The sequence below is a fragment of the Streptomyces sp. NPDC052396 genome (assembly GCF_044593195.1).
Lineage (GTDB): Bacteria > Actinomycetota > Actinomycetes > Streptomycetales > Streptomycetaceae > Streptomyces.
Genome location: NZ_JBIUAW010000001.1, coordinates 488,684 through 514,850, shown reverse-complemented (window position 1 = coordinate 514,850; position 26,167 = coordinate 488,684). Strand labels below are relative to the sequence as shown.

At 71.7% G+C, this 26,167-nt stretch carries 26 protein-coding genes; 18 read left to right on the top strand and 8 right to left on the bottom strand.

Annotation, left to right across the window (positions count from 1 at the left end; genetic code table 11):
- Window position 1: 1 nt before the first annotated feature.
- The 5 genes from ACIHFE_RS02510 to ACIHFE_RS02490 are packed head-to-tail and all read left to right on the top strand — an operon-like array spanning window position 2 to window position 5,373.
- Window positions 2-625, top strand: coding sequence for an SCO2322 family protein (locus ACIHFE_RS02510; RefSeq protein WP_400104396.1), 624 nt, complete (start codon window positions 2-4; stop codon window positions 623-625).
- Window positions 622-1,722 (top strand): CbiQ family ECF transporter T component, encoded by a 1,101-nt coding sequence (locus ACIHFE_RS02505; protein WP_400103752.1) that lies wholly within the window; start codon window positions 622-624, stop codon window positions 1,720-1,722. Before ACIHFE_RS02510 ends, ACIHFE_RS02505 begins: the two co-directional genes overlap by 4 nt.
- A complete protein-coding gene (locus ACIHFE_RS02500; RefSeq protein WP_400103750.1) occupies window positions 1,719-3,392 on the top strand; it encodes an ABC transporter ATP-binding protein in 1,674 nt (557 codons plus the stop codon). Before ACIHFE_RS02505 ends, ACIHFE_RS02500 begins: the two co-directional genes overlap by 4 nt.
- The gene (locus ACIHFE_RS02495) at window positions 3,389-4,282 is read left to right on the top strand and encodes an ECF transporter S component (RefSeq protein WP_400103748.1); all 894 of its coding nucleotides are present in this window, start codon (window positions 3,389-3,391) and stop codon (window positions 4,280-4,282) included. The genes ACIHFE_RS02500 and ACIHFE_RS02495 overlap by 4 nt, the downstream gene beginning before the upstream one ends.
- Window positions 4,283-4,293: 11 nt before the next feature.
- The gene (locus ACIHFE_RS02490; protein ID WP_400103746.1) at window positions 4,294-5,373 is read left to right on the top strand and encodes a hypothetical protein; all 1,080 of its coding nucleotides are present in this window, start codon (window positions 4,294-4,296) and stop codon (window positions 5,371-5,373) included.
- Here the strand turns inward: ACIHFE_RS02490 and ACIHFE_RS02485 are convergent.
- Window positions 5,354-6,526: a steroid 3-ketoacyl-CoA thiolase gene (locus tag ACIHFE_RS02485; RefSeq protein ID WP_400103744.1), complete on the bottom strand. Its 1,173-nt coding sequence runs from the start codon at window positions 6,524-6,526 to the stop codon at window positions 5,354-5,356. The two genes, ACIHFE_RS02490 and ACIHFE_RS02485, sit on opposite strands and share 20 nt — an antisense overlap.
- Window positions 6,527-6,707: 181 nt before the next feature.
- Between ACIHFE_RS02485 and ACIHFE_RS02480 the strand changes: the two genes are divergently transcribed.
- The 3 genes from ACIHFE_RS02480 to ACIHFE_RS02470 all read left to right on the top strand — a co-directional run bounded on the left by ACIHFE_RS02480 (window position 6,708) and on the right by ACIHFE_RS02470 (window position 8,797).
- The gene (locus tag ACIHFE_RS02480; RefSeq protein ID WP_400103742.1) at window positions 6,708-7,955 is read left to right on the top strand and encodes a cytochrome P450; all 1,248 of its coding nucleotides are present in this window, start codon (window positions 6,708-6,710) and stop codon (window positions 7,953-7,955) included.
- 120 nt (window positions 7,956-8,075) lie between these two features.
- Complete coding sequence (locus ACIHFE_RS02475; RefSeq protein WP_400103740.1) at window positions 8,076-8,459, top strand: type II toxin-antitoxin system RelE/ParE family toxin; 384 nt, start codon at window positions 8,076-8,078, stop codon at window positions 8,457-8,459.
- The gene (locus ACIHFE_RS02470) at window positions 8,456-8,797 is read left to right on the top strand and encodes a helix-turn-helix domain-containing protein (RefSeq protein WP_400103738.1); all 342 of its coding nucleotides are present in this window, start codon (window positions 8,456-8,458) and stop codon (window positions 8,795-8,797) included. Before ACIHFE_RS02475 ends, ACIHFE_RS02470 begins: the two co-directional genes overlap by 4 nt.
- Before the next feature lie 19 nt (window positions 8,798-8,816).
- On the opposite strand, the gene ACIHFE_RS02465 is transcribed toward ACIHFE_RS02470, so the two are convergent.
- Window positions 8,817-10,172, bottom strand: coding sequence for an FAD-dependent oxidoreductase (locus tag ACIHFE_RS02465; protein WP_400103736.1), 1,356 nt, complete (start codon window positions 10,170-10,172; stop codon window positions 8,817-8,819).
- A gap of 127 nt (window positions 10,173-10,299) precedes the next feature.
- On the opposite strand from ACIHFE_RS02465, the gene ACIHFE_RS02460 reads away from it, so the two are divergent.
- From ACIHFE_RS02460 to ACIHFE_RS02445, 4 genes are all read left to right on the top strand, one after another.
- The gene (locus tag ACIHFE_RS02460) at window positions 10,300-10,797 is read left to right on the top strand and encodes a MarR family winged helix-turn-helix transcriptional regulator (protein WP_400103734.1); all 498 of its coding nucleotides are present in this window, start codon (window positions 10,300-10,302) and stop codon (window positions 10,795-10,797) included.
- Between the two features lie 240 nt (window positions 10,798-11,037).
- Window positions 11,038-11,658 (top strand): DUF6230 family protein, encoded by a 621-nt coding sequence (locus tag ACIHFE_RS02455; protein ID WP_400103732.1) that lies wholly within the window; start codon window positions 11,038-11,040, stop codon window positions 11,656-11,658.
- Between the two features lie 89 nt (window positions 11,659-11,747).
- Window positions 11,748-12,143 (top strand): DUF6114 domain-containing protein, encoded by a 396-nt coding sequence (locus ACIHFE_RS02450; RefSeq protein ID WP_400103730.1) that lies wholly within the window; start codon window positions 11,748-11,750, stop codon window positions 12,141-12,143.
- The gene (locus ACIHFE_RS02445) at window positions 12,143-12,826 is read left to right on the top strand and encodes a hypothetical protein (protein ID WP_400103728.1); all 684 of its coding nucleotides are present in this window, start codon (window positions 12,143-12,145) and stop codon (window positions 12,824-12,826) included. Before ACIHFE_RS02450 ends, ACIHFE_RS02445 begins: the two co-directional genes overlap by 1 nt.
- Window positions 12,827-12,898: 72 nt before the next feature.
- Here ACIHFE_RS02445 and ACIHFE_RS02440 read toward each other — a convergent pair whose 3' ends face one another.
- Window positions 12,899-14,968 (bottom strand): bifunctional glycosyltransferase 87/phosphatase PAP2 family protein, encoded by a 2,070-nt coding sequence (locus ACIHFE_RS02440; RefSeq protein WP_400103726.1) that lies wholly within the window; start codon window positions 14,966-14,968, stop codon window positions 12,899-12,901.
- Window positions 14,969-15,272: 304 nt separating this feature from the next.
- On the opposite strand from ACIHFE_RS02440, the gene ACIHFE_RS02435 reads away from it, so the two are divergent.
- Entirely contained in the window at window positions 15,273-15,599 is a 327-nt protein-coding gene (locus ACIHFE_RS02435) for an antibiotic biosynthesis monooxygenase family protein (RefSeq protein ID WP_400103724.1), read from the top strand.
- Between the two features lie 140 nt (window positions 15,600-15,739).
- Window positions 15,740-16,342, top strand: a complete 603-nt coding sequence (locus tag ACIHFE_RS02430; RefSeq protein WP_400103722.1) for a GNAT family N-acetyltransferase — start codon at window positions 15,740-15,742, stop codon at window positions 16,340-16,342.
- Here ACIHFE_RS02430 and ACIHFE_RS02425 read toward each other — a convergent pair.
- Window positions 16,333-18,399, bottom strand: a complete 2,067-nt coding sequence (locus tag ACIHFE_RS02425) for a DHA2 family efflux MFS transporter permease subunit (RefSeq protein ID WP_400103720.1) — start codon at window positions 18,397-18,399, stop codon at window positions 16,333-16,335. The two genes, ACIHFE_RS02430 and ACIHFE_RS02425, sit on opposite strands and share 10 nt — an antisense overlap.
- A 306-nt stretch (window positions 18,400-18,705) precedes the next feature.
- Here ACIHFE_RS02425 and ACIHFE_RS02420 point away from each other — a divergent pair, with 306 nt between their 5' ends.
- Together ACIHFE_RS02420 and ACIHFE_RS02415 are read left to right on the top strand one after the other, a co-directional pair.
- A complete protein-coding gene (locus tag ACIHFE_RS02420) occupies window positions 18,706-19,281 on the top strand; it encodes a hypothetical protein (protein ID WP_400103718.1) in 576 nt (191 codons plus the stop codon).
- Window positions 19,282-19,487: 206 nt separating this feature from the next.
- On the top strand, window positions 19,488-19,772 hold the full coding sequence (locus ACIHFE_RS02415; RefSeq protein WP_400103716.1) for a winged helix-turn-helix transcriptional regulator: 285 nt from the start codon (window positions 19,488-19,490) through the stop codon (window positions 19,770-19,772).
- Here the strand turns inward: ACIHFE_RS02415 and ACIHFE_RS02410 are convergent.
- The gene (locus ACIHFE_RS02410) at window positions 19,766-21,142 is read right to left on the bottom strand and encodes an SMI1/KNR4 family protein (protein WP_400103714.1); all 1,377 of its coding nucleotides are present in this window, start codon (window positions 21,140-21,142) and stop codon (window positions 19,766-19,768) included. The genes ACIHFE_RS02415 and ACIHFE_RS02410 overlap by 7 nt on opposite strands.
- 149 nt (window positions 21,143-21,291) lie before the next feature.
- The gene (locus ACIHFE_RS02405; protein ID WP_400103712.1) at window positions 21,292-22,740 is read right to left on the bottom strand and encodes an MFS transporter; all 1,449 of its coding nucleotides are present in this window, start codon (window positions 22,738-22,740) and stop codon (window positions 21,292-21,294) included.
- A gap of 146 nt (window positions 22,741-22,886) precedes the next feature.
- Between ACIHFE_RS02405 and ACIHFE_RS02400 the strand changes: the two genes are divergently transcribed.
- Together ACIHFE_RS02400 and ACIHFE_RS02395 are read left to right on the top strand one after the other, a co-directional pair.
- On the top strand, window positions 22,887-23,723 hold the full coding sequence (locus ACIHFE_RS02400; RefSeq protein WP_400103710.1) for a helix-turn-helix transcriptional regulator: 837 nt from the start codon (window positions 22,887-22,889) through the stop codon (window positions 23,721-23,723).
- 128 nt (window positions 23,724-23,851) lie between these two features.
- Window positions 23,852-24,499, top strand: coding sequence for an HAD-IA family hydrolase (locus ACIHFE_RS02395; protein WP_400104395.1), 648 nt, complete (start codon window positions 23,852-23,854; stop codon window positions 24,497-24,499).
- 14 nt (window positions 24,500-24,513) lie between these two features.
- Here the strand turns inward: ACIHFE_RS02395 and ACIHFE_RS02390 are convergent, their stop codons facing one another.
- A complete protein-coding gene (locus ACIHFE_RS02390) occupies window positions 24,514-25,095 on the bottom strand; it encodes a TMEM165/GDT1 family protein (RefSeq protein WP_400103708.1) in 582 nt (193 codons plus the stop codon).
- 181 nt (window positions 25,096-25,276) lie between these two features.
- Window positions 25,277-26,101: an ABC transporter permease gene (locus ACIHFE_RS02385; protein WP_400103706.1), complete on the bottom strand. Its 825-nt coding sequence runs from the start codon at window positions 26,099-26,101 to the stop codon at window positions 25,277-25,279.
- Window positions 26,102-26,167 lie beyond the last annotated feature (66 nt).

Sequence of the window (26,167 nt, the reverse complement as noted above, 5' to 3'; positions counted from 1 at the left end):
CATGGCCCGCACGGCGGGCGCCCTGCTGATCGCCGGGCTGCTCGCCCTCCTCGGCCTGGCCCCGGCGCAGGCGGCCGGCTACCGCTACTGGTCGTTCTGGCAGAGCGGCGGCAGCGGCTGGACCTATGCCACCCAGGGCCCGGCCCAGGCCCGCCCGGCCGACGGCCAGAGCATCGGCTTCCGCTTCGCCGTCAGCCAGGACTCCGCCGACGCCGCCAAGCCGCGCACCGCGCCCGCCTTCGGGGCGGTCTGCGATGCCACCCCCGCCCAGGAGGGCCGCAAGCGGGTGGCCGTGGTGCTGGACTTCGGCACCGCCGCCGACGCCCCCGACCGTGAGCGGCCGCCCGCCGGCCGTACCGCCTGTGCCCAGCTGCCCCGGGACGCCAGTGCCGGAGACGCGCTGGCGGCGGTGGCCAAGCCGCTGCGGTACAACTCCGCCGCGCTGCTGTGCGCCATCTCCGGCTATCCCAGGGCCGGTTGTGGCGAGCAGGTGGACGGGCAGCAGCCCGCCACGGCCGGAAGTGCGGGCGGCGACGGGCCGTCCGTCGGTCTGATCGCCGCGGTCGCGGCCGTGGTCGTACTGGGCGCCGCCGCCCTGTGGCAGGCGCGCCACCGGCGCGGATGAGCGCCCGACAGGCGCGCGCCCGGGAGTTGCACGCGGGCGCGTGGTGGATATGGGCGCTGGGCCTGGCCACCGCCGCCTCCCGTACCACCAACCCGCTGCTGCTGTGCCTGCTGGTGGCGGTGGCGGGCTATGTGGTGGCGGCCCGGCGCACCGAGGCACCCTGGGCGCGCTCCTATGGCGCCTTCCTCAAGCTGGGCCTGGCCGTGATCGTCATCCGGCTGCTGTTCGCCGTGCTGCTCGGCTCCCCGATCCCCGGTACGCACACCGTGCTCACCCTGCCCGAGATCCCGCTGCCCGACTGGGCGCGCGGGGTGCGCCTGGGCGGCCGGGTCACCGCCGAGGGCCTGGTCTTCGCGCTCTATGACGCGCTCAAGCTGGCCGCCTTGCTGATCTGTGTGGGCGCCGCCAATGCGCTGGCCAACCCGGCCCGGCTGCTGAAGTCGCTGCCGGGCGCGCTCTATGAGGCGGGCGTGGCGGTGGTGGTGGCGATGACCTTCGCCCCCAACCTGGTCGCGGATGTCCAACGGCTGCGCGCCGCACGGCGGTTGCGCGGCCGTCCGGACCGGGGGCTCAAGGCCCTGCTCCAGGTGGGGCTGCCGGTGCTGGAGGGGGCGCTGGAGCGTTCGGTGGCGCTGGCGGCGGCCATGGACGCGCGCGGCTACGGCCGTACCGCCCAGGTCCCGCCCGCGGTACGGCATCTGACCTCGGCGCTGACCCTGGGCGGTCTGCTGGGCGTGTGCGCCGGCACCTATGGCCTGCTGGCCGACCAGGGCGCCGGATACGGCCTGCCCCTGCTGCTGGCCGGACTGCTGGCCGCGCTGGGCGGACTGCGGCTGGGCGGCCGCCGCTCGGTGCGCACCCGCTACCGGCCGGACTCCTGGGGCCTCCGGGAGTGGCTGGTGTCCGGCTCCGGGGCGCTGGTCGCCACGCTGATGATCCTGGCCGGTTCCCACGCCCCCGGGGCGCTGCACCCGCCCGCCGTACCGCTGGCCGCGCCCCGGCTGCCGCTCTGGCCGGCCGCCGCGCTGCTGATCGGCCTGGCGCCGGGCTTCCTGGCCCCGGCGCCGCGCACTGTGGAAGGAGACCTGACCAGGTGATCCGCTTCGAGCAGGTGTCGGTCAGCTATGACGGCGCCGCCGCACCCGCCCTCCGGGACGTCGAACTGACCGTCCCCGAAGGTGAGTTGTGCCTCCTGGTCGGCCCGTCCGGAGTCGGCAAGTCGACCCTGCTGGGCGCCGTCAGCGGGCTGGTGCCGCACTTCACCGGCGGCACCCTGCACGGCCGGGTCACCGTGGCGGGGCGCGACACCCGTACCCACCGACCCCGTGAACTCGCCGATGTCGTGGGCACGGTGGGCCAGGACCCGTTGGCCCACTTTGTCACCGACACGGTGGAGGACGAACTGGCCTACGGCATGGAGTCGCTGGGCCTGCCCGCCGACACCATGCGCCGCCGGGTGGAGGAGACCCTGGACCTGCTGGGCCTGGCGGCCCTGCGCGCCCGGCCCATCGCCACCCTCTCCGGCGGCCAGCGCCAGCGGGTGGCCATCGGCTCGGTGCTCACCACCCACCCCCGGGTGCTGGTGCTGGACGAGCCGACCTCCGCCCTGGACCCGGCCGCCGCCGAGGAGGTGCTGGCCGTACTGCAGCGCCTGGTGCACGACCTGGGCACCACGGTGCTGCTGGCCGAGCACCGGCTGGAACGGGTGGTGCAGTACGCGGACCAGGTCATCCTGCTGCCCTCGCCGGGCGCGGCCCCCGTGATCGGCGACCCGGCCGAGATCATGGCCCGTTCCCCGGTGCATCCGCCGGTGGTCGGCCTGGGCCGGCTGGCGGGCTGGTCCCCACTGCCGCTGTCGGTCCGCGACGCCCGCCGCAAGGCAGCGCCACTGCGCGAACGGCTGGCGGACCGTACCCCGCCACCGGCGCCGGAACCCACGATTCCGGAACAACGGCCGCGTAAGCGCCTGTTGGGCGTCCGCTCCCCGGAATCCACCGCTCCGCCCGCCGCCGCAGAGACCTCCGCCCTGGTGGTCCGGCACGGCCGCCTGGACGCGCTGCGCGGGGTGGACCTGCGGATACACGCCGGGGAGACGGTGGCCCTGATGGGCCGCAACGGGGCGGGCAAGTCCACCCTGCTGACCACCCTGGTGGGCCTGCACGCCCCCGCGCACGGCACGGCCCGGGTGGGCGGCCTGGACCCGCACCGCACCGGGCCCCGCCAACTGCTGCGCCAGGCCGGCCTGGTGCCGCAGGAGCCGCGCGATCTGCTCTACGCCGACACGGTGGCCGCCGAGTGCGCGGCCGCCGACCGGGACGCGGACGCGGCGCCCGGCACCTGCCGGGCCCTGGTCTCCGAACTGCTCCCGGAGGTGGCCGACACCACCCACCCCCGCGACCTCTCCGAGGGCCAGCGCCTGGCCCTCGCCCTGTCCGTGGTGCTCACCGCCCGGCCACCGCTGCTCCTGCTGGACGAGCCCACCCGGGGCCTGGACTACGCGGCCAAGGCCCGCCTGGTGGAAATCCTGCGCGGGCTGGCCGCCGAGGGCCATGCGATCGTGCTGGCCACGCATGATGTGGAGCTGGCGGCCGAGCTCGCCCACCGGGTGGTCATCCTCGCCGAGGGCGAAATCGTCGCGGACGGCCCGACCACCGAGGTCGTGGTCTCCTCGCCCGCGTTCGCCCCCCAGGTGGCGAAGGTGCTGGCGCCTGCGGCGTGGCTGACGGTCGGACAGGTGCGGAATGCGCTGGGGCTGATGCCGTCATGAAGCTGCCCCGGCCCCGCCCCGCAAGGGGCGCGGGGAACTGCGCGACCAGCCACAGCCGGCCCGCACCCGGCAAGGAAACGGCGCCCCGCGCCAACCCCATCCGCCTCGGCCCCCGCTCCATAGCGGCCCTGGCCCTGATCACCCTTATCGGCATAGCCGCCTTCGCCTGGCCCCTGCTGGCCGACGGCAACTCCGGGCTGGCGCACAGCCATGACGCCCCCTGGCTGTTCGCCGCCCTGCTCCCGCTCCTGCTCGCCGTCGTCCTGGCGACCATCGCCGACACCGGCCTGGACGCCAAGGCCATCGCCATGCTCGGCGTACTGGCCGCGGCCGGCGCCGCGCTGCGCCCGCTGGGCGCCGGGACCGCCGGCATCGAGCCGATGTTCTTCCTGATGGTGCTCTCCGGCCGGGTACTGGGCCCCGGCTTCGGCTTTGTCCTGGGCGCCCTGTCGATGTTCGCCTCCGCCCTGCTCACCGGCGGGGTCGGCCCCTGGATGCCGTTCCAGATGCTGGCCATGGGCTGGGTCTCCATGGGCGCGGGCCTGCTGCCCGCCCCCGACCGGCTGCGCGGCCGCGGCGAACTGGCCCTGCTCGCCGGGTACGGGGCGCTGGCCTCCATCCTCTACGGCACGGTGATGAACCTCCAGGGCTGGCCCTATATCGGCTCCCTCGCCTCCGGGATCTCCTTCGTCCCCGGCGACCCGCTCCCCGACAACCTGGCCCGCTTCACCGCGTACTGCCTGGCCACTTCACTGGGCTGGGACCTGCCACGCGCCGTGGTCACGGTGCTGGCCACCCTCACCCTGGGCCCCACCGTCCTCAAGGCCCTGCGCCGGGCCACCCGCCGGGCGGCGTTCGACGCACCGGTCACCTTCACTTCCACCTCATAACGGGAACCGCCATGAGCCCAACCGGCATCACCCGTAGCCCGGGACAGCTGCGGGGCAGCATCATCGCCTCGGCGGCGCTGGGGCTCGCCCTCGCCATCGCCGCCGTCGTGCTGCTCCTGGTCCCCGTGCCCCGGGCCCTCCATGAGCAGCGGGCCTACGCCGCCGCGGCCGAGTGCCCGGCGAACGCGGGGGCCGGGGACTGTCTGCGCCGGGTGCCGGCCACCGTGACCGGGACCGACAGCGAGTATGTGCACAGAACGACCGTCCACTGGCTGTCCCTCACCGAACGGGACGGCACCGCGCACCGCCTGGCGATGCGCGGCACGGGCCCCGTCTCCTCCGCGGTCTCCCCGGGCGACCGGGTCACCGTGACGTACTGGCGCGACGCGATCCGCTCCGTCGACTTCCATGGGCGGCGCCAGTCCACCGCCGAGAACCCGGCCGGCACCTACCGCACCTGGTCCGCGGCCGGTCTGGGCCTGCCCGGGCTCGCCGGTCTGTTCCTCTGGTGCGCCCACGCCCTGCGCCGGGCCTGGCGCAGCCCCGATCCCGCCGCACGGCGGGGCTGGCGCATGCGCCTTCCGGTGATGGCCGCACTTGTCATCGGCGGCATCGGCGGCATCGCCCCGTTCGTCACCCCGGACCTGCCCGCGGCCCTCCGGCTCACCGCGCTCTGTGACGCTCCGGTGCTGGTGATCACCGCCATGGTCATGTTCCTGCTGGGTCGGCGCGCCTCCGACTCCCTTGCGGTCACCCCCCGGACGCCCGAGCGGGAAGAGCGCTTCCCCGGTCTCGTCATCGGCCATGTCCCCTATGCCGGCGGTGGCTTCCTGGTGGCCGAACCCGGTCAACTGGCCGTGACCATCGACCCGGACGGCCGGATCCTGCGCAAGCCGCTGCCGCGCACGCTGTTCGCCGAGCGCGTCCGCCACCTCTATCTCACCGACCCCGTCGACGGTCCCCAGCGCGGCTCCCGGGTGATCGAATGCCGTGACGGGGAGCAGCAGGTCCTCATCGTCACCGGGAAGAACAACGTCCCATGGGTGCTGGGCGCCCTGGCACCGGAACCGGTCAGGACAACCGCTGAATGATCGTCCCGGTCGCCAGCGCCCCGCCCGCGCACATGGTGATCAGCGCGAACTCGGCGTCCCTGCGCTCCAGTTCATAGAGTGCGGTGGTGATCAGCCTGGCCCCGGTGGCTCCCACCGGGTGCCCCAGGGCTATCGCCCCGCCATTGACATTCACCTTCTCCAGGTCCTGGTCGAAGACCCGGGCCCAGGACAACACCACTGCGGCGAAGGCCTCGTTGACCTCCACCAGGTCGATGTCGCGCAGTGACATCCCGGCCTTGCCCAGCACCGCGCGGGTGGCGTCGATGGGCCCGTCCAGGTGGAAGTGCGGGTCACAGCCGACCAGGGCCTGGGCGACGATCCGGGCCCGGGGGCGCAGCCGCAGGGCCCGGGCCATGCGTTTGGAAGCCCATAACAGGGCGGCCGCCCCGTCCGAGATCTGGGAGGAGTTGCCGGCCGTGTGCACGGCGGTGGGCATCACCGGCTTGAGGCCGGCCAGCGCGTCCATGCTGGTGTCGCGCAGCCCCTCGTCCCGGTCCACCAGGCGCCACATGCCCTGCCCGGCCAGCTGTTCCTCCTCGGTGGTGGGCACCTGGACCGCGAAGGTCTCGCGCTTGAAGCGCTCCTCCGCCCAGGCCCGGGCGGCCCGTTCCTGGGAGCGCAGGCCCTGGGCGTCCACATCGGTCCGGGTCAGGCCGCGTCGGCGGGCGATCCGCTCGGCGGCCTCGAACTGGTTGGGCAGGTCCACATTCCACTCGTCGGGGAAGGGTCTGCCCGGACCGTGCCGGGAGCCGCTGCCCAGCGGCACCCTGGACATGGCCTCCAGTCCGCAGCCGATGCCAATGTCGATCACGCCGCAGGCGATCATGTTGGCGACCAGGTGGTTGGCCTGCTGGGACGAGCCGCACTGACAGTCCACGGTGGTGGCCGCCGTCTCATACGGCAGGCCCATCGCCAGCCAGGCCGTCCGCGCCGGGTTCATCGACTGCTCCCCGGCGTGGGTGACCGTGCCGCCGACGATCTGCTCCACACAGTCGGGCTGGATGCCGGTGCGGGCGAGGACTTCCCGGTAGGTCTCCCCCAGCAGATAGGCGGGATGGAGCTGGGCGAGCGCGCCGCCGCGCTTGCCGATGGGGGTGCGTACGGCTTCGACGATGACAGGTTCAGCGGCCATGACTCGTCCTCTCCTGATCCCGCGATCCCAGTCCTACGCGGTGCTACCGCCGGTACGCAAGGGTCGCGCAAAGCCGGGCCCGGCAACAGATGGCGTCCTCCTCATTGCCTTGTCCGGGGGCCGGAGTTAGCGTCGGAAAACAGTTGACTGACGGTGCGTCAGCAATCGAGGAGTGGTGGCCATGACCTGCCCCGCCCTGCCGGACGGCTTCGACTTCACCGACCCCGGCCTGTACCACCGCCGGGTCCCGCTCCCCGAGTTCGCCCTGCTGCGGCGTACCGCCCCGGTGTGGTGGAACGCCCAGCCGGCCGGCGCCGCGGGCTTCGACGACGACGGCTACTGGGTGGTCACCCGCCACGCCGACGTACGCGAGGCATCGCTGCGCCCCGAGGACTTCTCCTCCGCCCGCAACACCGCCGTCATCCGCTTCCGTCCGGACATCCGGCCCGAACACATCGACGCCCAGCGGCTGATGATGCTCAACATGGACCCGCCCGAGCACACCCGGGTGCGCCAGATCGTCCAGCGCGGCTTCACCCCGCGCGCCATCCGCGCCCTGCGGGACGCGCTGCGCGAGCGCGCCGAGGACATCGTGGCCCGGGCCCGGTCCCGGGGCGGCGGCGACTTTGTCACCGACATCGCCTGCGAACTGCCCTTGCAGGCCATCGCCGAGCTGATCGGCATTCCCCAGCGCGACCGGGCGAAGATCTTCGACTGGTCCAACACGATGATCGCCTATGACGACCCGGAACTCGCCGCCGACCATGAACCCGGCGTCCAGGCCGCCGCCGAACTGGTCGCCTACGCCATGGGGCTGGCCACCGAACGGACCGCCTGCCCCGCCGACGACATCGTCACCCGCCTGATGGCCGCCGAGAACCAGGGCAACCTCCGCTCCGACGAGTTCGGCCTGTTCGTCCTGCTGCTCGCCGTGGCCGGCAACGAGACCACCCGCAACGCCATCACCCATGGGATGCACGCCTTCCTCACCCACCCCGCCCAGTGGGACCTCTACCGCCGCTCCCGCCCCGCCACCACCGCCGAGGAGATCGTCCGCTGGGCCACCCCGGTCACCGCCTTCCAGCGCACCGCCACTCACGACACCGAACTGGGCGGCACCCCCATCGCCGCCGGCCAACGCATCGGCCTCTTCTACGCCTCCGCCAACCGCGACCCCGAGGTCTTCGACTCCCCCGACACCTTTGACATCACCCGCGACCCCAACCCCCACCTGGGCTTCGGCGGCGGCGGCCCGCACTTCTGCCTGGGCAAGTCGCTGGCCATCCTGGAGATCGACCTCCTCTTCGCCGCCATCGCCGACACCATGCCCGGCATTGAACTCGCCGGCGAGCCACGGCGGTTGCGGTCGGCCTGGCTGAACGGGATCAAGGAGATGCGGGTGCGGTACGCGCCGTCCATGGCCCGGTAGTCCACCGGGGGCTGCGCACGGGCCCCCGAAGGTGGGTCCGGCTGGGAATCAGTGTGGCTACCGAGCAGCAATTTTCGCCTTGCGGCACCTATGTCGCCAACGACATATACAGTGGATCGCGTGGAGCGCCTCTACACGATCGAGATCGAGCCGGAGGTGCGGTCCTGGCTCGAATCGCTACCTGTCAAGCACTACCTCAAGGTCGAGGAGTACGCCTGCTTACTTGCCGAGCAAGCGGCAACCCTCGGAGAACCGTACGCCCGCTATCTCGGCGACGGCCTGCGCGAGCTGCGCCCGACCCTCGACGGCGCGTCGGTGCGCATCACCTACTGGCTGACCCCAGGTCGCACGGCGGTCCTCCTGACCGTCTTCCACAAGACAAAGCAGCATGAGGACGGCGAGATCCAACGGGCAAAACTCGCACGGAAGACCTGTATGACCGAACATGGCCCAGCGCACGAGGAGTTTTCGCGCACGTTCAAGGAAGGGAACAGCAGCCGATGAACCACAGTCGATGGAAGCTCTCTCATGAGCGGAAGCTGGCCGAGGGCTACACCGAACCCGAGGGCATCGCCGAGGCTCGCTATGAGATCCATCTGTCCATGGCGCTCGCCCAAGCCGTGTACGACCGGCGTACCGAGCTCGGACTGACCCAGACCGAACTCGCCAAACGGGCCGGACTCACCCAAGCGAAAATCTCCCGCATCGAGGGCTCGGACACCGTGCCCACCTTGCCGCTGCTCAGCAAGCTGGCCAGGGCACTGGACGCGTCGCTCAACATCGCCCTGGACGACGACAGGACCCAGGTGACTTTCACCGCACACCACACGGACGCGGCCTGATCCGCCAGGCAGGACCGCACTACGCCTCGTCCGCACCCCGGTACGCATACAGCTCGTCCAGAAACTTCCGCCGCACGGCCGGGATCCGGTCGACCGCCCGGAAGTAGGTCCGGTTGGCGGCCAGTACAGCCCGTCCCAGCACCGGCTTGTGCAGCGGATCATCGCCACTGGTTCCGTTCTGCGCCAGTGAGTCCTTCACCCGGGCGAAGCCATAGGGGATCATCTCCGCCTCGTAGTCGCCGATCGCGCCCAGCAGATCGCGCCGCCCCGCCGCGGCCTCCCCCAGCGCCCGTGCCAGCAGCATCGCGTCCCGCAGTGCCGTGTTGGCGCCCACGCCCTGTCCCGGGGTCATGGTGTGCGCGGCATCGCCGAGCAGGGTCACCTGGGTGGTCTCCCAGGCGGGCACCGGCTCGGAGGTCGCGATCCGGATGGGGAACGCCGTCGACGCGTCCGCCATCGCGAACAGCCGGCGGAAATCCGGGTGCCAGTTGGGAGTCAGCTCCAGCGCGAGATCGGTCAACTGCCGCCCGCGCAGCGACATCACATCCGCCGGGAACTTGTCGTTGGCCGCCCAGAGCCCCCAGGAGAGGTAGTCCCGGGTGTTATCGAAGAGCAACCCCGGCCAGGAGCGCAGCAGTTCGGCGTCATTGCCGGCCGCGCCCTCCTTGATGCCGCCGCGCTCGTCCCAGCCGAACTCCATCACATGCCAGATGCACATAAACCCCTTGGGGGCGAAGGTCAGCGACAGCCCGGTGCGCGAGGGGCCGGGCAGCAGGCCGAGCGCCTCCCGGCTCATCGGTATCTTGGCCGCGATGCTGGTGATCCCGGCCTCCTTGAGTACCGCGTGCGGCAGATACTGTTGACGTACCTGGGAGTTCGCCCCATCCGCCCCCACCAGCACATCGCCCACCGCCGAGGATCCGTCGGCGAAGTACGCCACCACCTTCCCGTCCGGCCGCCGCTCATATCCGGTGAAGCGCTTGTCGAAGTGGACGATGTCCTCCAGCCCGGTCAGCAGCACCTGCCGGAGCGTCTGCCGGGACACCGAACGCTCGGAGTTGACCGGGTCGGCGTCCCCGCGCAGCGGTACGGCCGCGGTGATCTTCTTTTTCTCGGTGAGCACAGTGAAGTGCGAGGGCGTCCGCGCACAGGTCGCCACAAAGGTGTCGAACAGCCGCGGCGGCAAGCACTCCCTGAGCGCCCGGTTGCCGGTGGGGTCGATGCCGACCCGGTAGCCGTGCAGTCCATCGGTGCGGCTGCGGTACCGCTCGTAGACGGCCACCGGGATCCCGCGCTGCCGCAGCCCATGGGCCAGCGCCAGCCCGCCGAACCCGGCTCCGACGATCAGGACATGCGGCCGGTTTTCGCTGCTCATCACTCTGCTCCACTTCTCTAGAACTTCGAGTCGCTAGATTTTCTAGCGATCTAACGATGAGGATGACCCTACGAAGGGATCGCTAGAATTTCAAGAGGAATCTCGAAGGAAGGACGGGTGGAGACAGATGGCAGCGGAGCCGGAGCACGAGACCGAGGGCCGGGAGCGGCTGATCCAGGAGGTAGGCGTGGCCATGCAGCGCTATCAGCGCGCCAGCGACGTCCTGGACCAGCGCCTGGCCGACCACCTCGGCCTCAACCGCACCGACCTGCGCTGCCTGGAGCTGCTCCTGGACCCCACCCCGCTGAGCCCCGGCGAACTCGCCACCGCCGCCGGCCTCACCACCGGCGGAGTGACCACGGCCATCGACCGTCTGACGGCCGCGGGCTATGCCACCCGCAGCCGCGACACGGCCGACCGCCGGCGGGTGATCGTCCGCCCCACGGAGAAGTGCTTCGCGATGGTGATGGAGATCTATGGCCCCATCGTGGCCGAGGGCTCCGAGTACCTCCGCGCCCTGGACGTCACCACACTGACCCGGCTGATCGACTTCCTGCGCTTCGCGACGGATCAGCAGCATGAGCATGCGGGGCGGCTGGCGGAGCGGCGCAAGCACGCTCACTAGCGGCGAAGGGCGCCACCCCGCCCTTGATTCCCAACTCACCCTCGGCAACGTCGAATTGGTCCGTACCCGAACCTTGCCAAGGCCCACCCGCGGACTTACTCTCGGGTACACCTTTCTGGGGCGGCATGTTCGTACTACGCACGTTCGCCGTGTCACGGCCCTGATGCGGCAATTGCCCCCCGCACGCTGCGCACTCCCCCCACGTACCAGGCTCATACCGCTCACCAAGGGGACGACAGGATGAAGGACGCTCAGGGAAGACAGGTGACGGGGCGCGTCAGATGGCGGAAGTTCGCCGTGCTGGCGGTGCCCGGGTTCGCGGCGACGGCCGCGTTGGCCGTCGCGCTGGCGCAGGGGGCACTGGCCGCCTCGTTCGCGGTGTCGGGGCAGGAGTTCAAGGTCACGGCCGAGCGTCTGGACGGCGATGGCTTCGTCCAGTACGGAGGCGTGGACCGCACCGTGCGCAAGGAGCTCGTACCGGTCGCCGTCACCGCCATCGGCCACGCCAAGCTCTACGGCATGTGCCAGTCGGTGGTGACCCACCTGGGCCCGCTCGGCGACATCACGCTCAAGCTGCACGCGGGCGGCGGTGGCAAGCCCGCCGAGGCCACCGATCTGTTCGTGGACGCCACCCAGCTCTCCGGTGACGCCACCTTCGACGACATCCAGATCGGGCAGGACGCGTCCACCCTGAGCAAGGGGCCCAAGACCGCCCAGGGCATGCAGGACGCCTTCGGCCAGCAGTCCACCCATGTGAGCATCACCGGTCTCCACCAGACCGCGCGGGCGACCAACGCCGGTAAGTTCACCCTCGCCGGGCTGAGTCTGAACCTCGTCAAGGGCAGTGACGAGTGCAAGTAGGCGCACTCCCGGCCCCCGCACGGCGGCATCCATGGCGGGCCTGGCGGCAGTGGCGCAAGGGACGCCCCTTCTGGGGCGGGCTGTTCGCGGTGTTCGCGGGCACCGAGATCTGCTCACTGCCGCTGGCGCCACTGAAGATCATGCTCGCCCAGGGGATCGCCGGCATCCCATCGGTCCTCATGGGACTGGTGATGATCCTGATGGGCCTGAGTGCGTGGTTTGCGCCCCACTACCGGGTGTTCGCCGGGATCGTCACCGTGATGTGCGCGGCCGCCGCGCTGGTGATGTCCAACCTGGGCGGGTTTCTGATCGGCACCCTGATGGGCGTGATCGGGGGCAGCATGATCTTCGCCTGGCAGCCCTATCCGCCGGCGGAGCCGGAACCTGCCCCGGACTCTCCTACCGACACCGAACCCGCACCTGAAGGCCCGACGGCCAGTACGCAACACCCACAGGAGCAACTTCCCCCCAAGGAGTCGCAATGATGAGTGTGCACAGATCCCGCACCCGCGCCCTGCTCGCCGCCGGCGCCGGGCTGGCCGTCACCGCGGCGCTCACCCTGGCGGGCACCGCCAACGCCCGTACCGCGGACGCCCCTTCGACCACCGTGGGGCCGGCCGGGCACTCCTTCGCGGCCACCCTCAACGGCAGCGCCACCTTCACCGCCGGGAGCGTCACCGTCACCTGCAACACCTCCAGCACCGCGCCGGTCAGCGGCAGCAGCAACAACCAGATACCGGCGGCACCGGGCAATGCCAACCCGGCCGGGCCGGTGGCCAGTGCGCTCAACCCGCCGGTCTACTCGGACTGTTCGACCAATGTGCCCGGCGTGGACGCCTCGGTGACCACCTCCGGCACCTGGGGCATCTCCGTGCAGAACGGCTCCTCGATCACCGCGTCCTTCACCATGCCGGCCGGCAGCTTCGTCCTGCAGACCACCGGCCTGGCCACCTGCACGGTGACCGCGGCGCCCAATGGACCGGCGACCTTCGACTCGACGTTCACCAATGGCACGCCCTCGCAGATCAGCGTCGCCAACGCCAGTATCCCGGTGATTGTCACCGGCGGCTTCGGCTGCCCGACGGCCGCCACCACATCGACCTTCAACGCGGTGTATGACGTCACGGACGTCACGGACCCCGCACAGCAGATCACCGTCGGCAGCTGATCGGCACCCAACTGCCGTCGCCTGGGCCCCGGTTAGCCGTTCGCGGCGGGACCGGGGCCGTCACCTACGCGGTCAGCTCCCGACCCGCTCCGTTCGCACCGGCTCCGCGGACTCCCCCGGCTCCGGAGGCCCCGCCTCACCCGCCTCACCCGCTTCACGCGCCCCCGGAATCCTGGCCAGCGCCTGCCGGCCCGGCCCGGTGAGGACGTACTGGATGGCGAAGCCGCAGGCGACCACCGTGGCGCCGCCCAGCGCGTCCAGCACATAGTGGTTGGCGGTGCCGACGATCACCGTGAAGGTGAACACCGGGTAGAGCATGCCCAGTGCCTTCATCCACAGCTTGGGCGCCACCATGGCGATCACCACGCCGCACCACAGTGACCAGCCGATGTGCAGCGAGGGCATGGCGGCGTACTGGTTGGACAGCTCGGTCAGCGCGCCATAGTCCGGATTGTCCAGGTCCTGCGGCCCGTTGGCGGTGTCGATAAAGCCATGGCCCGGCATCAGGCGCGGCGGCGCCAGCGGGTAGGCCCAGAAGCCGATCAGCGCCAGCAGGGTGGTCAGGGCCAGGGCCGTGCGCGCCCAGCGGTAGGTGGCCGGGCGGCGCAGATAGAGGAAGCCCAGCAGCGACAGCGGCACCAGGAAGTGGAAGGTGCCGTAGTAGTAGTTCATGGCATCGGCGAGCCAGTCCATGCCGGCCACAAAGTGGTTGAAGCCATGCTCGATGTCGATGTGCAGAAAACCCTCGATGCCGAGGATCTGCCGGCCGTGGTGTTCGGCGGGGCTCCGTTCGTCGGGGGCGTTGCCGCGGATATACGAGTAGACGAAGTAGCCCACTCGTATCAGCATCAACTCCAGCAGTAGATTGGGCCGGTTGAGCGGGCGGCGCCAGAAGCCCAGCAGCGGCACCCAGGAGAAGCGGCCGCGCTGTGACTCGGACAGCGGGGTGGGTGTGGGGCGGTCCCAGGCGGCCGAGGAGCGGGAGAGGAAGGGCACCAGACAGGCCGCGGCCAGTGCCGCCAGCAGCGGGGCGTTGTCGCCGACCGGGCCCAGCACCGGGTTGTCCGGCACCAGTACCCGGCTGGTCAGGGTCATCACCAGGACCACCAGCACCGGCCACACCATCCGGTCCGCCCGGCGCTTGCCCACCCGGCCGCAGACCGCCAGCAGGATCCACAGTTGCTGGTGCTGCCAGGCGGTGGGCGAGACCGCCACCGCCACACAGCCGGTGATGGCGGTGGCCAGCAGCGGCTGACCGTCCTGGGCGTAGCGCACCGCCCGGCGCAGGCCGGCCACCGCGACAGCGGCGGCGAGCAGCAGATAGAGCACGATCTCCACCGGGCCGTGCAGCCCGATGCGCAGCAGCAGCCCGTGCAGCGACTGGTTGGCCAGCGCGTCGGCCTTGTCGCCCAGCCCGGCGCCGGCCAGGTGGTGCACCCAGTAGGTCCAGGAGTCGTCCGGCACGGCGGCCCAGGCCAGCACGGTGAGCGCGGCGAAGGTGCCACCGGTGGTGGCGGCGGCGCGGCGGCGGCCGGTGAGCCAGAGCAGTGGGACGAACAGCAGTACGGCGGGCTGCAGCGCCGCCGCGATACCGGTCAGGACCCCGCTGCCGTGCCCGGAGCCGTTCGCCAGGCGCGGCAGACAGCAGGCGAGCAGTACCAGCAGCACCGGAATGATGCTGGTCTGGCCCAAGTTGAAGGTGCTGCGTACGGGCAGCGAGAGCACCGCCAGGATCACCGCGACGGGGGCGGCGACCAGGCCGGTGCGCCGGGACACCGGCCCGGGCAGGGCGCGGGCGGCGACCAGGGCGAGGGCGACCACCAGCGATAAGGTGCCGAAGGTCCAGACGATGCCCAGGCTGTGCTCGGCGGCCGCGGTGAGTGGTTTGAGCACCAGGCCGGCGAAGGGGGTGCCGGTGAACTGGTCGGTGTCGTAGAAGGACCCGCGTGCCCGCAGGACGCCGTGGTCCCCTATCCAGGTCGCGAGGTCGGTGAACCGGCGGTCCGGCGGCCGCCGCAGTACCACCGCGGCCTGACGGGCGGCCAGCAGCCCGGCGACGAGCCACAGCGCGCCCAGCGCCAAGACGGTTCGGGAGCCCGCCCTCGGCGGACTCGCCAGCCCGCCCTGTTCTGCATTCGCCACGCCCCGCTGCTCCTCCAGTCGCCCACCTCGGTCACCCTCGTGGGGCTCTACGAGCCTTACAGGACCTTACTGAGTCCTGGGGGACAGACGCAGGTCACCCCCCGGTCACCTGAAGCCGTTCGGCGGCGTGGCCGGAAGTCGATGCCCCAGCGCGCAGGGCGCTCAGCGCCCCTTACCCACCGGTCACCTGCGGCGCGTTCACGCCCCGGCTCACCCGGGCGTCGGAGGGGCGACGTTGACGTTGGCCGATTGTGATCCCTGGGTGGGCTCGGAGGACTTCCGGCTCTGCGGCAGGATGGGTCTTATGAGCATCGTCAAGATCAATGTGCTGACCGTTCCGGCCGAGCAGCGGGAGGTTCTGGAGCAGCGCTTCGCCTCCCGGGCCGGCGCCGTGGAGAACTCGGACGGCTTCGAGTGGTTTGAGCTGCTGCGTCCGGTGGAGGGCACCGACCAGTACCTGGTCTACACCCGCTGGCGCAGCGAGGAGGACTTCCAGGCCTGGATGGAGGGCCCGATGAAGGCCGCCCACCAGGGCGGCGGCGAGGGTGCGCCCCAGCAGCGGCCGGCCGCCTCGGGTTCCACCCTGTGGTCCTTCGAGGTAGTGCAGCAGGCGGCGCCCAAGCGGGGCTGAGGGCGCGCTGGGGTGGAGGGGCGCCGACGCCGGACGCCGGAACGCCCTTCTCTCCCCGGGGGTCCCGGAAGCCCGGCAAGCCCAGGAAGCCCTGGGGAAATCCCTGGCCCGGCAGGGGGCGCCATGTGAGCATGCACCGCATGACGCCGACCTCGCCCACCTCTCCCATCTCACCCGCCTCGCCGAACTCGCCTGCCTCGCCGGCCACTTGGACCGTCACCCGCCGCCCCGTGCACGACCCCGCGTCCGCCGCCCTGCTGCGGGACTACCTGGTGGACGTGGCCGACCGCTGGTACGTCCTGCATCACGGTCGTACCTGCACGCCCGAGGAGATCGAGCGGCACCTGGCCGAGGACCCCAGCGACGATCTCGACCCGCCGAGGGGCGTACTGCTGGTCGCCGAGTACGAGGGCCGGGCGGCGGGCTGCGCCGGGCTGCGGTGGCTGGATCCGGAGACGTCCGAGGCGCCGGAGACCGCCGAGGTCAAGCGGATGTTCATCCGGCCGGAGTGGCGCGGGCTGGGTGGCGGTACGGCGCTGCTGGACGCGCTGGAGGCGGTGGCCCGGGGCTGGCGGGCGCGACGGCTGGTGCTGGACACCAGGCAGGACCTGGTGCAGGCCCGGGCGCTCTACGCCCGGCATGGCTTCATGGACATCCCGCCGTACCGGACCGGCCGCTACAGCGAGGTCTGGCTGGGCAAGGAGCTGGACCTGGACAAGGGGCTGGACACCGCTCAGGGATGACGGTGGTTGGCCTGGGGCCCGCCCTCGTCCTCCTCATGCGGCTGTTCCGCGTCGGAACCGGACAGTTCCTGGCACAGCTCCTTGACCAGTGCGTCCAGGTCCTGCGGCCGGTCCGCCGTCCACCAGTCGCCGAGCAGCTCGGCCAGCGACTCCTCCCGGGCCCGCAGCAGGAGTTCGGCCTGGCGGGCGCCCTCCTCGGTGAGGCTGATCTGCAACCCCTCACGGATGACCAGCCCCCGGCTCTCCAGCTGCCGGTCGGCCTCGGTGATGGCCCGTAGGGGTACGTCCACCCGCTCGGCGAGCAGGGCGGGTTCCACCGCTCCATAGCGCCTGATGCGCACCAGCATCCAGCCGGCGGCGGGCAGCAGGTCCAGCCGGGCGCGCTCGATGATGTCCTGGTAGATCTTCTTGCGGCCCTCCCGGCTGCTGAGCAGCGACAGGGCCCGGGCGACCTCGTCGCGCGAGGAGCGCTGCACCGGGTTGCTGGAGACCACCTCGCTGGCGTCGGGGGCGGTGACGCTGGCCCGCAGCGGCTCCTCGCGGAGCAGCCAGGCGAGCAGGAAGGCCAGTAGTCCGACCGGCGCGGCGTAGAGGAAGACATCGGTGATCGAGGTGGAGTACGCGTCGAGCACCGCGGCCTTGGCGGTGGGCGGCAGCTTGGCGACGGCGCGCGGGTCGGCGCTGAGGCTGCCGGGGGTGACGCCCGGCGGCAGCCGCACCCCGGCCAGGGCGTCGGCGATGCGCGGCCCCAGCTTGTTGCTGAAGATCGTGCCGAAGATGGACACCCCGAAGGAGGCACCGATGGACCGGAAGAAGGTGGCGCCCGAGGTGGCCACGCCGAGGTTCTCGTACCCCACCGAGTTCTGCACGATCAGCACCAGCACCTGCATCACCAGGCCCAGCCCGAAGCCGAACACAAAGAAGTAGACGCTCATCATGGCGGTGCTGGTGGAGGGGGTGAGCTGGTGCAGCAGAAGCAGTCCGACGACCATCACCCCGGTGCCGGCGATGGGGAAGACCTTGTACCGGCCGGTGCGGCTGACCAGTTGGCCCGAGGCGGTGGAGGAGATCAGCATGCCGGCCACCATGGGCAGCATATGCACGCCGGACAGGGTCGGGCTGACGCCATGGACCACCTGCAGGAAGGTCGGCAGATAGGTCATCGCCCCGAACATGGCGAAGCCGACGATAAAGCCGATCACCGAGCAGAGGGTGAAGGTGTGGATCCGGAACAGGGTCAGTGGCAACACCGGCTCGGCGGCGCGGTGTTCGACTGCCACAAAGGGTGCCAGCAGCAGTACGCCCAGCACTCCCAGCAGCACGATCTGCCAGGACGACCAGGGGTAGCTCACCCCGCCCAGTGAGGTCATCAGCACCAGGCAGACGGCCACCACGGCGATCAGGAAGGTGCCCAGGTAGTCGATGCGGTGCGGGGTGCGGCGGCTGGGTATGTGCAGTACGGCGGCGATCACGGCCAGCGCTATCACGCCCACCGGCAGGTTGATGTAGAACACCCAGCGCCAGCTGAGGTGGTCCACGAAAAGCCCGCCGAGCAGCGGCCCCAGCACACTGGTGCCGCCGAACACGGCGCCGAACAGGCCCTGGTAGCGCCCCCGGTCCCGGGGCGGGACGATATCGCCGACGATCGCCATGGACAGCACGATCAACCCGCCGCCGCCCAGGCCCTGGAGCGCCCGGAACCCGATCAACTCCGGCATGTTCCGGGCCAGTCCGCACAACACCGAGCCGATCAGGAAGATCACGATGGCGGTCTGGAAGAGCTTCTTGCGCCCGTACTGGTCGCCCAGCTTGCCCCACAGCGGGGTGGCGGCGGTGGAGGCGAGCAGATAGGCGGTGACCACCCAGGAGAGGTGGGACAGTCCGCCCAGGTCGCTGACGATGGTGGGCAGCGCGGTGGAGACGATCGTCTGGTCCAGCGCGGCCAGCAGCATCCCGAGCAGCAGGGCACTGATGGCGACCCACACCCCGCCCTGGGCCTGCCCCGCACCGGGCGCGGCCCGCGCCGCCACCGCGCGGTCGGGGGTGTCCTTCGCCATGGGACCTCCTCAGGTGCGGCTGGAGTGCGGCCGGGGGCGCACGGCGCCCGGCGCACGAACGAACCGTGCGCGAACTGTGCGCGAACCGTGCGACACCTCAGATCCATCCTGAGTCGCTCGCCTGCCCTCGGCCCGCCGAGATAGGCCATCGGATGCCCCTCCGGCTCCGGAAAACCGGCGGTGACCTGGGGCGTTGGCGTGGAGCCCCGGATTTTTTGTATCGTTGAGAAACAAAGTGGCCCCGCCCGCACTCCCTGACCGGCGGTCGGGGCCGCTTGTTCTCTTTTTGGTGAAAAGCTAATGGCCATGACAAGAGATCAGGTCGGCAGGCTCATCGGCGGCATCTTCGGCACCGTCTTCATCCAGATGAACGCCGGTGCCCTGCCGAAGGGCGTCGGCATCGCCCTGCGCGTGCTCGCGCTCGTCGCCCTCCTCGGACTGCTGATCGTGCGGCGGCGCGGCGGCGGCACGGTCGAGCGGAGCGCGGAATCCGGGCCGGGGACGAGCACAGGCTTCGGGCGCCGCTACTGGTATGTGGCGGCCGTCGAGGCCGTGGCACTGGTGGCCGGACTGTTCGTGATCAACGGGGTGCTGCACGCCCAGCACGCCACGGTGGGCTGGATCGCCCTGGTGGTCGGCGTGCACTTCTTCGGCCTCGCGGCCGTCTGGCGCAGGCCGTCGCTGAACACCCTCGCCGGCGGGATGACCCTCTGCGGCCTCGGCGCCCTGGCACTGGCGGCCTGCGGCGCCTCCGCCGCCGTCATCGCCACCGTCGGCGGAATCGCTCCCGGCGTACTGCTGCTCGGCTCCATCTGGTGGGGCGCCCGGACCGGATCCGCGCCGGCCGCCGGGGCGGATCCGGTCCGGAACGGTACGGCCTGAGTACGGGATGGGTGCGGGCTGAGTACGCACTGCGGTACGCGTACGGGCCGGCGAGGACCGCATGGGCCTCAAGTGCAGCCGCCCGCCGCCGAGTTACCGCTCACATCGACAAGCGAGACGGAGGGTTACGACGACAGCCAGGACCGGCCACCGACCCGGCAGTCCTAGCCCCTGAGGACAGCAAGGCGAGCAAACTCCCACGGGTCGTGTGCGCTGAAGACCGTGACCGCATCCGCGCGGTCGCGGTGAAGGGCGCGCAGCCGGTCGCGAGCCACCACGCGAGCCACGGCATCGGTCTGTGCTCCTTGCTGGACCGGCTCGCCCAGTTGACCGGTGCAGGCGTCATCGAACGCCATCGCCAACCCGGTTGGCCTCCCCGAGTCCGCTATGTTCTGACCAGCCAGGGCCAGGCGCTGGAGCCGGTGGTGCGGAGCCTTTGGGAGTGGGGTACGGCACAACAGGACGCCCTCGCCCCGAACCCCACCTACTGATCACCGACCGTCGGCCGTGCCCGCCGGGGCATCGAGAGGAACTCCCGCCCCCGCTCCTCTGTGAGCATCTCGGCGAAGACCGGCTCGGCCAGCAGCGACACCGGGGCTATGTGGTCCTCGGTCAGCGGACGCCACAGCCGTAGCGCCGCTCTCAACTCCGGCCAGGCGGCGTCCAGCAGGAGACGTCTGTCCTCCTCGGACGGCTGGTCATCGCCGGTGCCGCCCGCGACCAGCGTGGCCTGGACGCTCACGGTGAGCATCAGCCGTTCCGGGTCCCGGACCGGTGCGGCCGGCTCCGGCACCTGGAACGCCGGGTCCACGGTGAGCCGGTCGAGGAGGCGATGTACGGCGGCGTCGAACTCGGGGTTGCCGAAGCACGTCCGGAAGCCGGAGGCGCGGCGGCGGGTCTCGTAATCGGCCAGCGTCAACCGCAGCGGCTCCGGCCGGAGTTCGGCGAGATGGTCGCTGATCTCCTCGGCGGCAAGCAGGGGGAGCAGCTCGGCGGCGAACAGGGGGTTGCGCAGCAACAGCCCGTCCTGGTCATGGTCGGTCAGCCGGCCCAGCGGCAGGGTGTGCCGGTCACCGAGCATGGCCAGGGCCTGGAAGCGCAGCAACTCGGCCCGGTCATGGCCGAATCGGGACGCCTGCTCCAGCACCGCCAGCGGCTCGTCGGTCTCACCGCCGAGCAGGGCGAGGCGGGCCGCTTCCACCTTGGCGTCCCACTCGTCCCGGGTCTCGCCCGGCGGGTGGCGGAGGGCATGGAAACCGGCGAACTTGTCGTACATCAGGTCACGGAAGGAGTCATGGCGCTCCGGCCCGCTCCCGGACCAGGAGCAGAGCCAGTAGGCGGCCCACTCGCCGTGCTCGTCCACGTCCTCGGGATCGAGGAGGACGACTCCGGCATCGGCTTCGAGGGAGAGGCGGAGGGAGCGGCGGACGATGGCCGCCTCGTTGATTGCGTCCAGGTCGTCGCCGAGGTCGTCGATGTCGTCCGCGTCATCGAGTTCGTCGTCGTCCTCGTCGTCGAGCTCGTCGTCCTCCCCCGCCAGCTCCTCATAGATCTCGATCCAGTGGGCGTCATCCGTATCGGCCAGCCACGCCAGCTCATCCGCCCCCGCGAGCCGGTAGACAAAGCAGCCCGCGTCCCGCCAGCCGTCGGTGACCGCGAGGAACTCGCGCAAGGAGGGCGGCAGCGGGCGGCCCAGGCGGGTCTCGGCGGCGGTGAGCTGGGCCTCGCCCGCCGGGGCGAAACCGAGCCAGCGGTCCCGGACCACCGCCTCGTCCAGGGGCGCGTCCTTCTCCGGGTCATGGCCACGGATCCACTCCTCGCTCCAGCGCTTGAGGAACGGTTGCCACTGTGTTCGGTTCATGGGGTCAGACTGCCCTACGGCACTGACAATGCGGTCAGGTGTGCGCTCTCCTGCCGGTACGCCCCTGGCCGCCCCGGCGGCGCCGGTCCGTCGTGCGGTCACGATGTACGACGGGCTTCCGGCCCCCGGCAACAGCAGACGAACAGGCGCTAGCGGGACGCGCCACCACGGCGCCCCCTGGACAGCAGCGGCAACAGCAGCAACATCGCGGCGCACAGCGCCAGATGGAAGCCGAGTGCCACCGCCAGCGCGTGACCGTAGGCGCCCGCGTCACCGTGCCGGGCGCCGCCCAGCGTTCCGTAGTAGAGGACGCCGACCACCGCCACGCCCACCGCGCCGCCGACCTGCTGGCCGGTGGACAGTACGCCGGAGGCCATGCCCGCTTCGGCGGGCGGGACGCGGGAGAGCACGGTGTTGATCAGAGGGGTGACCAGCAGACCGTTGCCGGCGCCGATCAGGACGAAGGAGGGGGCCAGGTCCCAGGCGGCCAGGGACGGTCCCTGGTGGACGCTCACCGCGATGGCCAGGGCGTAGCCCAGGGCGGCGAGCAGGGCGCCGGCCTGGAGGATCCGCGCGCCGTGGCGGGTCAGCCGGCCGGCGGCCAGGCTGCCGGTGAAGAAGGCCACCGCGAACGGGATGTAGATCAGTCCGGCTCCCATGGTGTCCAGGCCCAGGCCGTCCTGCTCGGTGAGGGAGAGGACGAGGAAGAAGGAGTTGATGCCGAAGTAGGCGAGCAGCACCAGGGCCATACCCACCACAAAGGAGCGCCGGCGCAGCAGACCCGGACGGATCAGGGGGGTGCCGCCCCGTGCTTCCACGCGCCGCTCCACCAGGAGGAAACCGGCCAGGGCGAGCACGGCGGCGGCCAGGCTGAGCCAGGTCCACAGCGGCCAGCCGGCCTGGCGGCCCTCCACCAGCGGGACCACCAGCAGCAGGAGGGCGACGGTCAGCACGGCGGCGCCGGCCAGGTCCAGCCGCTGGGCGCCGGGGGCGCGGGACTCGGGTACAAAGGCGGCGGCCAGCGCCAGGGTGAGCAGGCCGACCGGGACGTTGACCCAGAAGATGGGCCGCCAGGAGGTGCCGAAGAGGTCGGCGGAGACCAGGACGCCGCCGAGCAACTGCCCGGCCACTCCGGCCAGTCCGATGACGGCGCCCAGCACGCCGAAGGCGCGGGCCCGCCGTTCCGGGGGCAGCAGTACCTGGATCATGGAGAAGATCTGCGGGAACATGGCGGCCGCGCCCAGCCCCTGCACCACCCGGGCGGCGATCAGCGCGGCGGGCCCGGGGGCGGCGGCACAGGCCGCCGAGGCCAGGGTGAACAGGGCCAGCCCGGAGAGGAACATCCGCCGGCGGCCCACCAGGTCGCCCAGCCGGGCGCTGGTGATCAGGGCCACGGCGTAGGCCAGTTGGTAGCCGGCCAGCACCAACTGCACGTCCGCGTCGGTGGCGTTGAGGTCGCGCTGGATGGCGGGGGTGGCCACCAGCACGATGAAGGTGTCCAGTACGGCCATGAAGACTCCGGCCAGGACGACGGACAGCGCGCGCCAGGGTGCGGCGGTGGGCGGCGCTGGGGCCACGGGGAACTGCGTCTGGGTCATGGATCGAGAGGGCATGGATAGAGGTTCGGGCCGGGCGCGGGGGCTATACAGGGGGCACTTATGCTGGTGGCCTCGGTACCCCCCTGGGGCGAGCAGGGCCCGTACCGTTCTGCCGTCCAACCGCCCACCGCCTGCCGAGGAGCCCCGTGGCCGACCTGGAACACCGGCGCGCCCTCGCGGAGTTCCTGCGTTCGCGGCGGGAGCGCGTCACCCCGCACCAGGCCGGGATCCCGGCGGGACCCCGGCGGCGCACGCCGGGGCTGCGGCGGGAGGAGGTGGCCCAGCTCTCGGGTGTCAGTGTCACCTGGTACACCTGGCTGGAGCAGGCGCGGGACATCACCGTCAGCCGGCAGGTGCTGCACAGCCTGGCCCGGGTGCTGATGCTGTCCCCGGTGGAGGCCCGGCATCTGTTCACGCTGGCGGGTGAGGGGGCGCCGCCGGTGCCGGCGGTGCGGCGGGAGCCTGGGCCGGCCCTGCAGCGGCTGGTGGACGCGCTGGATCCGCATCCGGCGTATCTGGTGGCGCCCAACTGGGACCTGGTGGCGTGGAACCGGGCGGAGGCGGGGCTGATCGGTGACCCGGAGCGCTGGCCGGAGGGTGAGCGCAATCTGGTCCGGCAGGTTTTTCTGGACGCCGGGCTGCGGGAGCTGCTGGTGGACTGGCCGGGACAGGCGCGGGCGCTGCTGGAGCAGTACCGGGCGGAGGCCGACCGGCACCTGGGGGATGCCTCCTTCGCCGCGCTGACCGAGGAGTTGTGCACCCGCAGCGCGGAGTTCCGGGCCTGGTGGGACACCCATGACGTGGCCGAATTCCGGTCCGCCCGGCGGGAGTTCGCGCATCCCGGGGTGGGCCGGCTGGCCTTCGACTACCTCAAGCTGGCGGCGGTGGACGCACCGGGGCTGAGCCTGATCGCCTGTATGCCGGCGGACGCGGAGACGGCGGCGCGGCTGCCGGAGCTGGCGGGGCGCGCCGCCGCCCGCTGAGCGCCCCCTTGAGTGCCCGGGCCGCGCGCGGACTGCCTTGGCCCGGGGCCCCGCTCTTTGTATCGTGGATGAACAAAGTGCCCACGGTCCAGGACCGCGTGCCCACCCTCGACCCCGGGAGTACCGATATGCCCACCCTCGCCTGCCAGGCCGTACTCCTCGACATGGACGGCACCATCGTCAACTCCGACGCGGTGGTGGAGCGCTGCTGGCGCGGCTGGGCCGCCGAGCACGGCCTGGACGGCGACAAGGTGATGAAGGTCGTCCATGGGCGCCAGGGCTACGCCACCATGGCCGTCCTGCTGCCGGACCGCCCGATGGAGCTCAACCACGCCGACAACCGGCGCATGCTGGCGGCCGAGACCGCCGATGTCGACGGAGTGGTGCCGGTGACCGGCGCTCCCGCCTTTATGGACGCCCTGGCCCAGCTGCCGCACGCCCTGGTCACCTCGGCCGACGGCAAGCTGGCCGGGGCCCGGATGAACGCCGCCGGGCTGCCCATGCCGCCTGTCATGATCACCGCGGAGTGCGTCAGCGCCAGCAAGCCGGACCCGGAGGGCTTCCTCAAGGGCGCCGCCGAGCTGGGCTTCACTCCCCAGGACTGTGTGGTCTTCGAGGACTCCGAGGCGGGCATCGCGGCCGGCAAGGCGGCCGGGATGCGGGTGGTGGGCGTGGGCCCGCGCGCCGCCGCGCATGCCCCGGACGTCCACGTCATGGACCTGGCCGGGGTGCGGGTGGCAGCCGCCGCGGACGGCGGCCTGCTGCTGCACCTCTGACCGCTGGACGGGCCTCAGCCCATCGCCGCCTCATAGAGGCTGAACCCGGCCAGCGCCAGCATCACCAGCGCCGCCACCTTGGTGATCAGCGCCAGCGGTACATGCTTCATCAGGGTGCGCCCGCCCACGATGCCCAGGCCCGCGACCGCCCACAGGCCCAGCACCGCGCCCACCCCGACCGCGACCGGGTCGTTGTAGCGGGCGGCCAGGTTGGCGGTCATGATCTGGGTGAGGTCGCCGAACTCGGCCACCAGGATCAGCATGAAGCCCGCCCCGGACACCTTCCAGAAGGACTGGTCGGCGGGCTTGGTGATCTCTTCCTCGTCGTCGTCCTTCTTCAGCAGCAGCATGGCCGCGCCCAGCAGGAAGGCGGCGCCGACGATCGCCTGCAGCAGCCGGTGCGGCAGCAGGGTCAGCAGGCTGCCCGCCGCGATGGCCAGCGCCACATGGACGGCGAAGGCCGCGGCGACACCGGCGAACACATAGGAGGCGCGGTAGCGGGTGCCGAGCATCAGGGAGGCGAGCGCGGTCTTGTCCGGCAGTTCGGCCAGGAAAATCACGCCGAAGACCAGCGCGGCGACGGTGAAGCTGAACACGGGTTCCCTCTGTCGGTGGGGGCCGCCGCACCGAGTGTCCCGCGTGGATCAGGGGTCGCTTCGGCACGGCAGCGTCATGGACACTGCGGCCGAAGGTCTCGCTGGCGCACGGCCATGAGCCGGGTGCCTCCGGGCGCCGGCCGAGCGGGGCTCGGCAGTATGTCGACGGTCCGGCGAAGAGCTACTCCCCTTCTGCTCCCCTCAGGGTACGTGACCGCCGGGACGGCCGCCGCCGGGAAGCGTCCCGGTGCAGCCGCCCCCGGGCGATCAGCTCCAGCACCACGGCCACCGCCACCGCCTGCACCGCCAACAACGCCACCAGCACAAACAGCTGGACCGCGCCCGCCTGCACCGGCGAGGCCCCGCCCAGCAGCATGCCCACAAAGGCGCCGGGCAGGGTGACCAAGCCCACCGTCCTGGTCTGGTCCAGCCCCGGCAGCAGGGCGTCCGAGGCGGCGGGCCGGGCGACCTCCAGCCGGGCGTCCCGCTCCAGCAGGCCCAGCGCCAGGCCCGCCTCCACCTCGCCCCGGCGGGTGCGCAGTTCGTCCAGGGCCCGCCGGCCGGCCAGCACGGTGGCGGTCAGCCCACCGCCGATGAGGATCCCGGCCACCGGGATCAGCGCCACCCCGCGGAACGGCACCAGCCCGGTGAGCAGCAGCACCGCCACCACCGGGCCCACCCCGGCGGCGATCGGCAGCGCCGCCCACACCCAGGTGCGGTTGTCGGTGATCCGGCGCCCGGCGGTCCATGCCGCCACCCCGAACATCAGCAGGACAAAGCCCACCAGGGAAGCCGCCCGGTGCACCACCCAGCCGATCAGCGTCGAGACCACCGCCAGCTGGACGGCCGCCCGCAGCCCGGCCAGGGCCACCGCCCGGGCGTAGCCGCGCTCCCGGTGGTCGGCCAGCCGGGCCAGCGCGGTCACCGTCACGGCGGTGACCAGCAGCAGGGCCAGCACCACGGCCAGCGTGCGGTTGACCGGGAGCAGGGTGGCGGCGGCAAGCACGGCGCCACCCTAGCGTCGCACTCCGTCACCGCGAAGGTGCCGAGAACGGAAGGACCAGGGAAAACG

Excerpts from the sequence above, each read along its gene's own strand:
- ACIHFE_RS02510 (WP_400104396.1), top strand. The coding sequence starts at position 2 with ATGGCCCGCACGGCGGGCGCCCTGCTGATCGCCGGGCTGCTCGCCCTC.
- ACIHFE_RS02505 (WP_400103752.1), top strand. The coding sequence starts at position 622 with ATGAGCGCCCGACAGGCGCGCGCCCGGGAGTTGCACGCGGGCGCGTGG.
- ACIHFE_RS02495 (WP_400103748.1), top strand. The coding sequence starts at position 3,389 with ATGAAGCTGCCCCGGCCCCGCCCCGCAAGGGGCGCGGGGAACTGCGCG.
- ACIHFE_RS02490 (WP_400103746.1), top strand. The coding sequence starts at position 4,294 with ATGAGCCCAACCGGCATCACCCGTAGCCCGGGACAGCTGCGGGGCAGC.
- ACIHFE_RS02485 (WP_400103744.1), bottom strand. The coding sequence starts at position 6,526 with ATGGCCGCTGAACCTGTCATCGTCGAAGCCGTACGCACCCCCATCGGC.
- ACIHFE_RS02480 (WP_400103742.1), top strand. The coding sequence starts at position 6,708 with ATGACCTGCCCCGCCCTGCCGGACGGCTTCGACTTCACCGACCCCGGC.
- ACIHFE_RS02470 (WP_400103738.1), top strand. The coding sequence starts at position 8,456 with ATGAACCACAGTCGATGGAAGCTCTCTCATGAGCGGAAGCTGGCCGAG.
- ACIHFE_RS02465 (WP_400103736.1), bottom strand. The coding sequence starts at position 10,172 with ATGAGCAGCGAAAACCGGCCGCATGTCCTGATCGTCGGAGCCGGGTTC.
- ACIHFE_RS02460 (WP_400103734.1), top strand. The coding sequence starts at position 10,300 with ATGGCAGCGGAGCCGGAGCACGAGACCGAGGGCCGGGAGCGGCTGATC.
- ACIHFE_RS02455 (WP_400103732.1), top strand. The coding sequence starts at position 11,038 with ATGAAGGACGCTCAGGGAAGACAGGTGACGGGGCGCGTCAGATGGCGG.
- ACIHFE_RS02445 (WP_400103728.1), top strand. The coding sequence starts at position 12,143 with ATGAGTGTGCACAGATCCCGCACCCGCGCCCTGCTCGCCGCCGGCGCC.
- ACIHFE_RS02435 (WP_400103724.1), top strand. The coding sequence starts at position 15,273 with ATGAGCATCGTCAAGATCAATGTGCTGACCGTTCCGGCCGAGCAGCGG.
- ACIHFE_RS02430 (WP_400103722.1), top strand. The coding sequence starts at position 15,740 with ATGACGCCGACCTCGCCCACCTCTCCCATCTCACCCGCCTCGCCGAAC.
- ACIHFE_RS02425 (WP_400103720.1), bottom strand. The coding sequence starts at position 18,399 with ATGGCGAAGGACACCCCCGACCGCGCGGTGGCGGCGCGGGCCGCGCCC.
- ACIHFE_RS02420 (WP_400103718.1), top strand. The coding sequence starts at position 18,706 with ATGACAAGAGATCAGGTCGGCAGGCTCATCGGCGGCATCTTCGGCACC.
- ACIHFE_RS02410 (WP_400103714.1), bottom strand. The coding sequence starts at position 21,142 with ATGAACCGAACACAGTGGCAACCGTTCCTCAAGCGCTGGAGCGAGGAG.
- ACIHFE_RS02405 (WP_400103712.1), bottom strand. The coding sequence starts at position 22,740 with ATGACCCAGACGCAGTTCCCCGTGGCCCCAGCGCCGCCCACCGCCGCA.
- ACIHFE_RS02395 (WP_400104395.1), top strand. The coding sequence starts at position 23,852 with ATGCCCACCCTCGCCTGCCAGGCCGTACTCCTCGACATGGACGGCACC.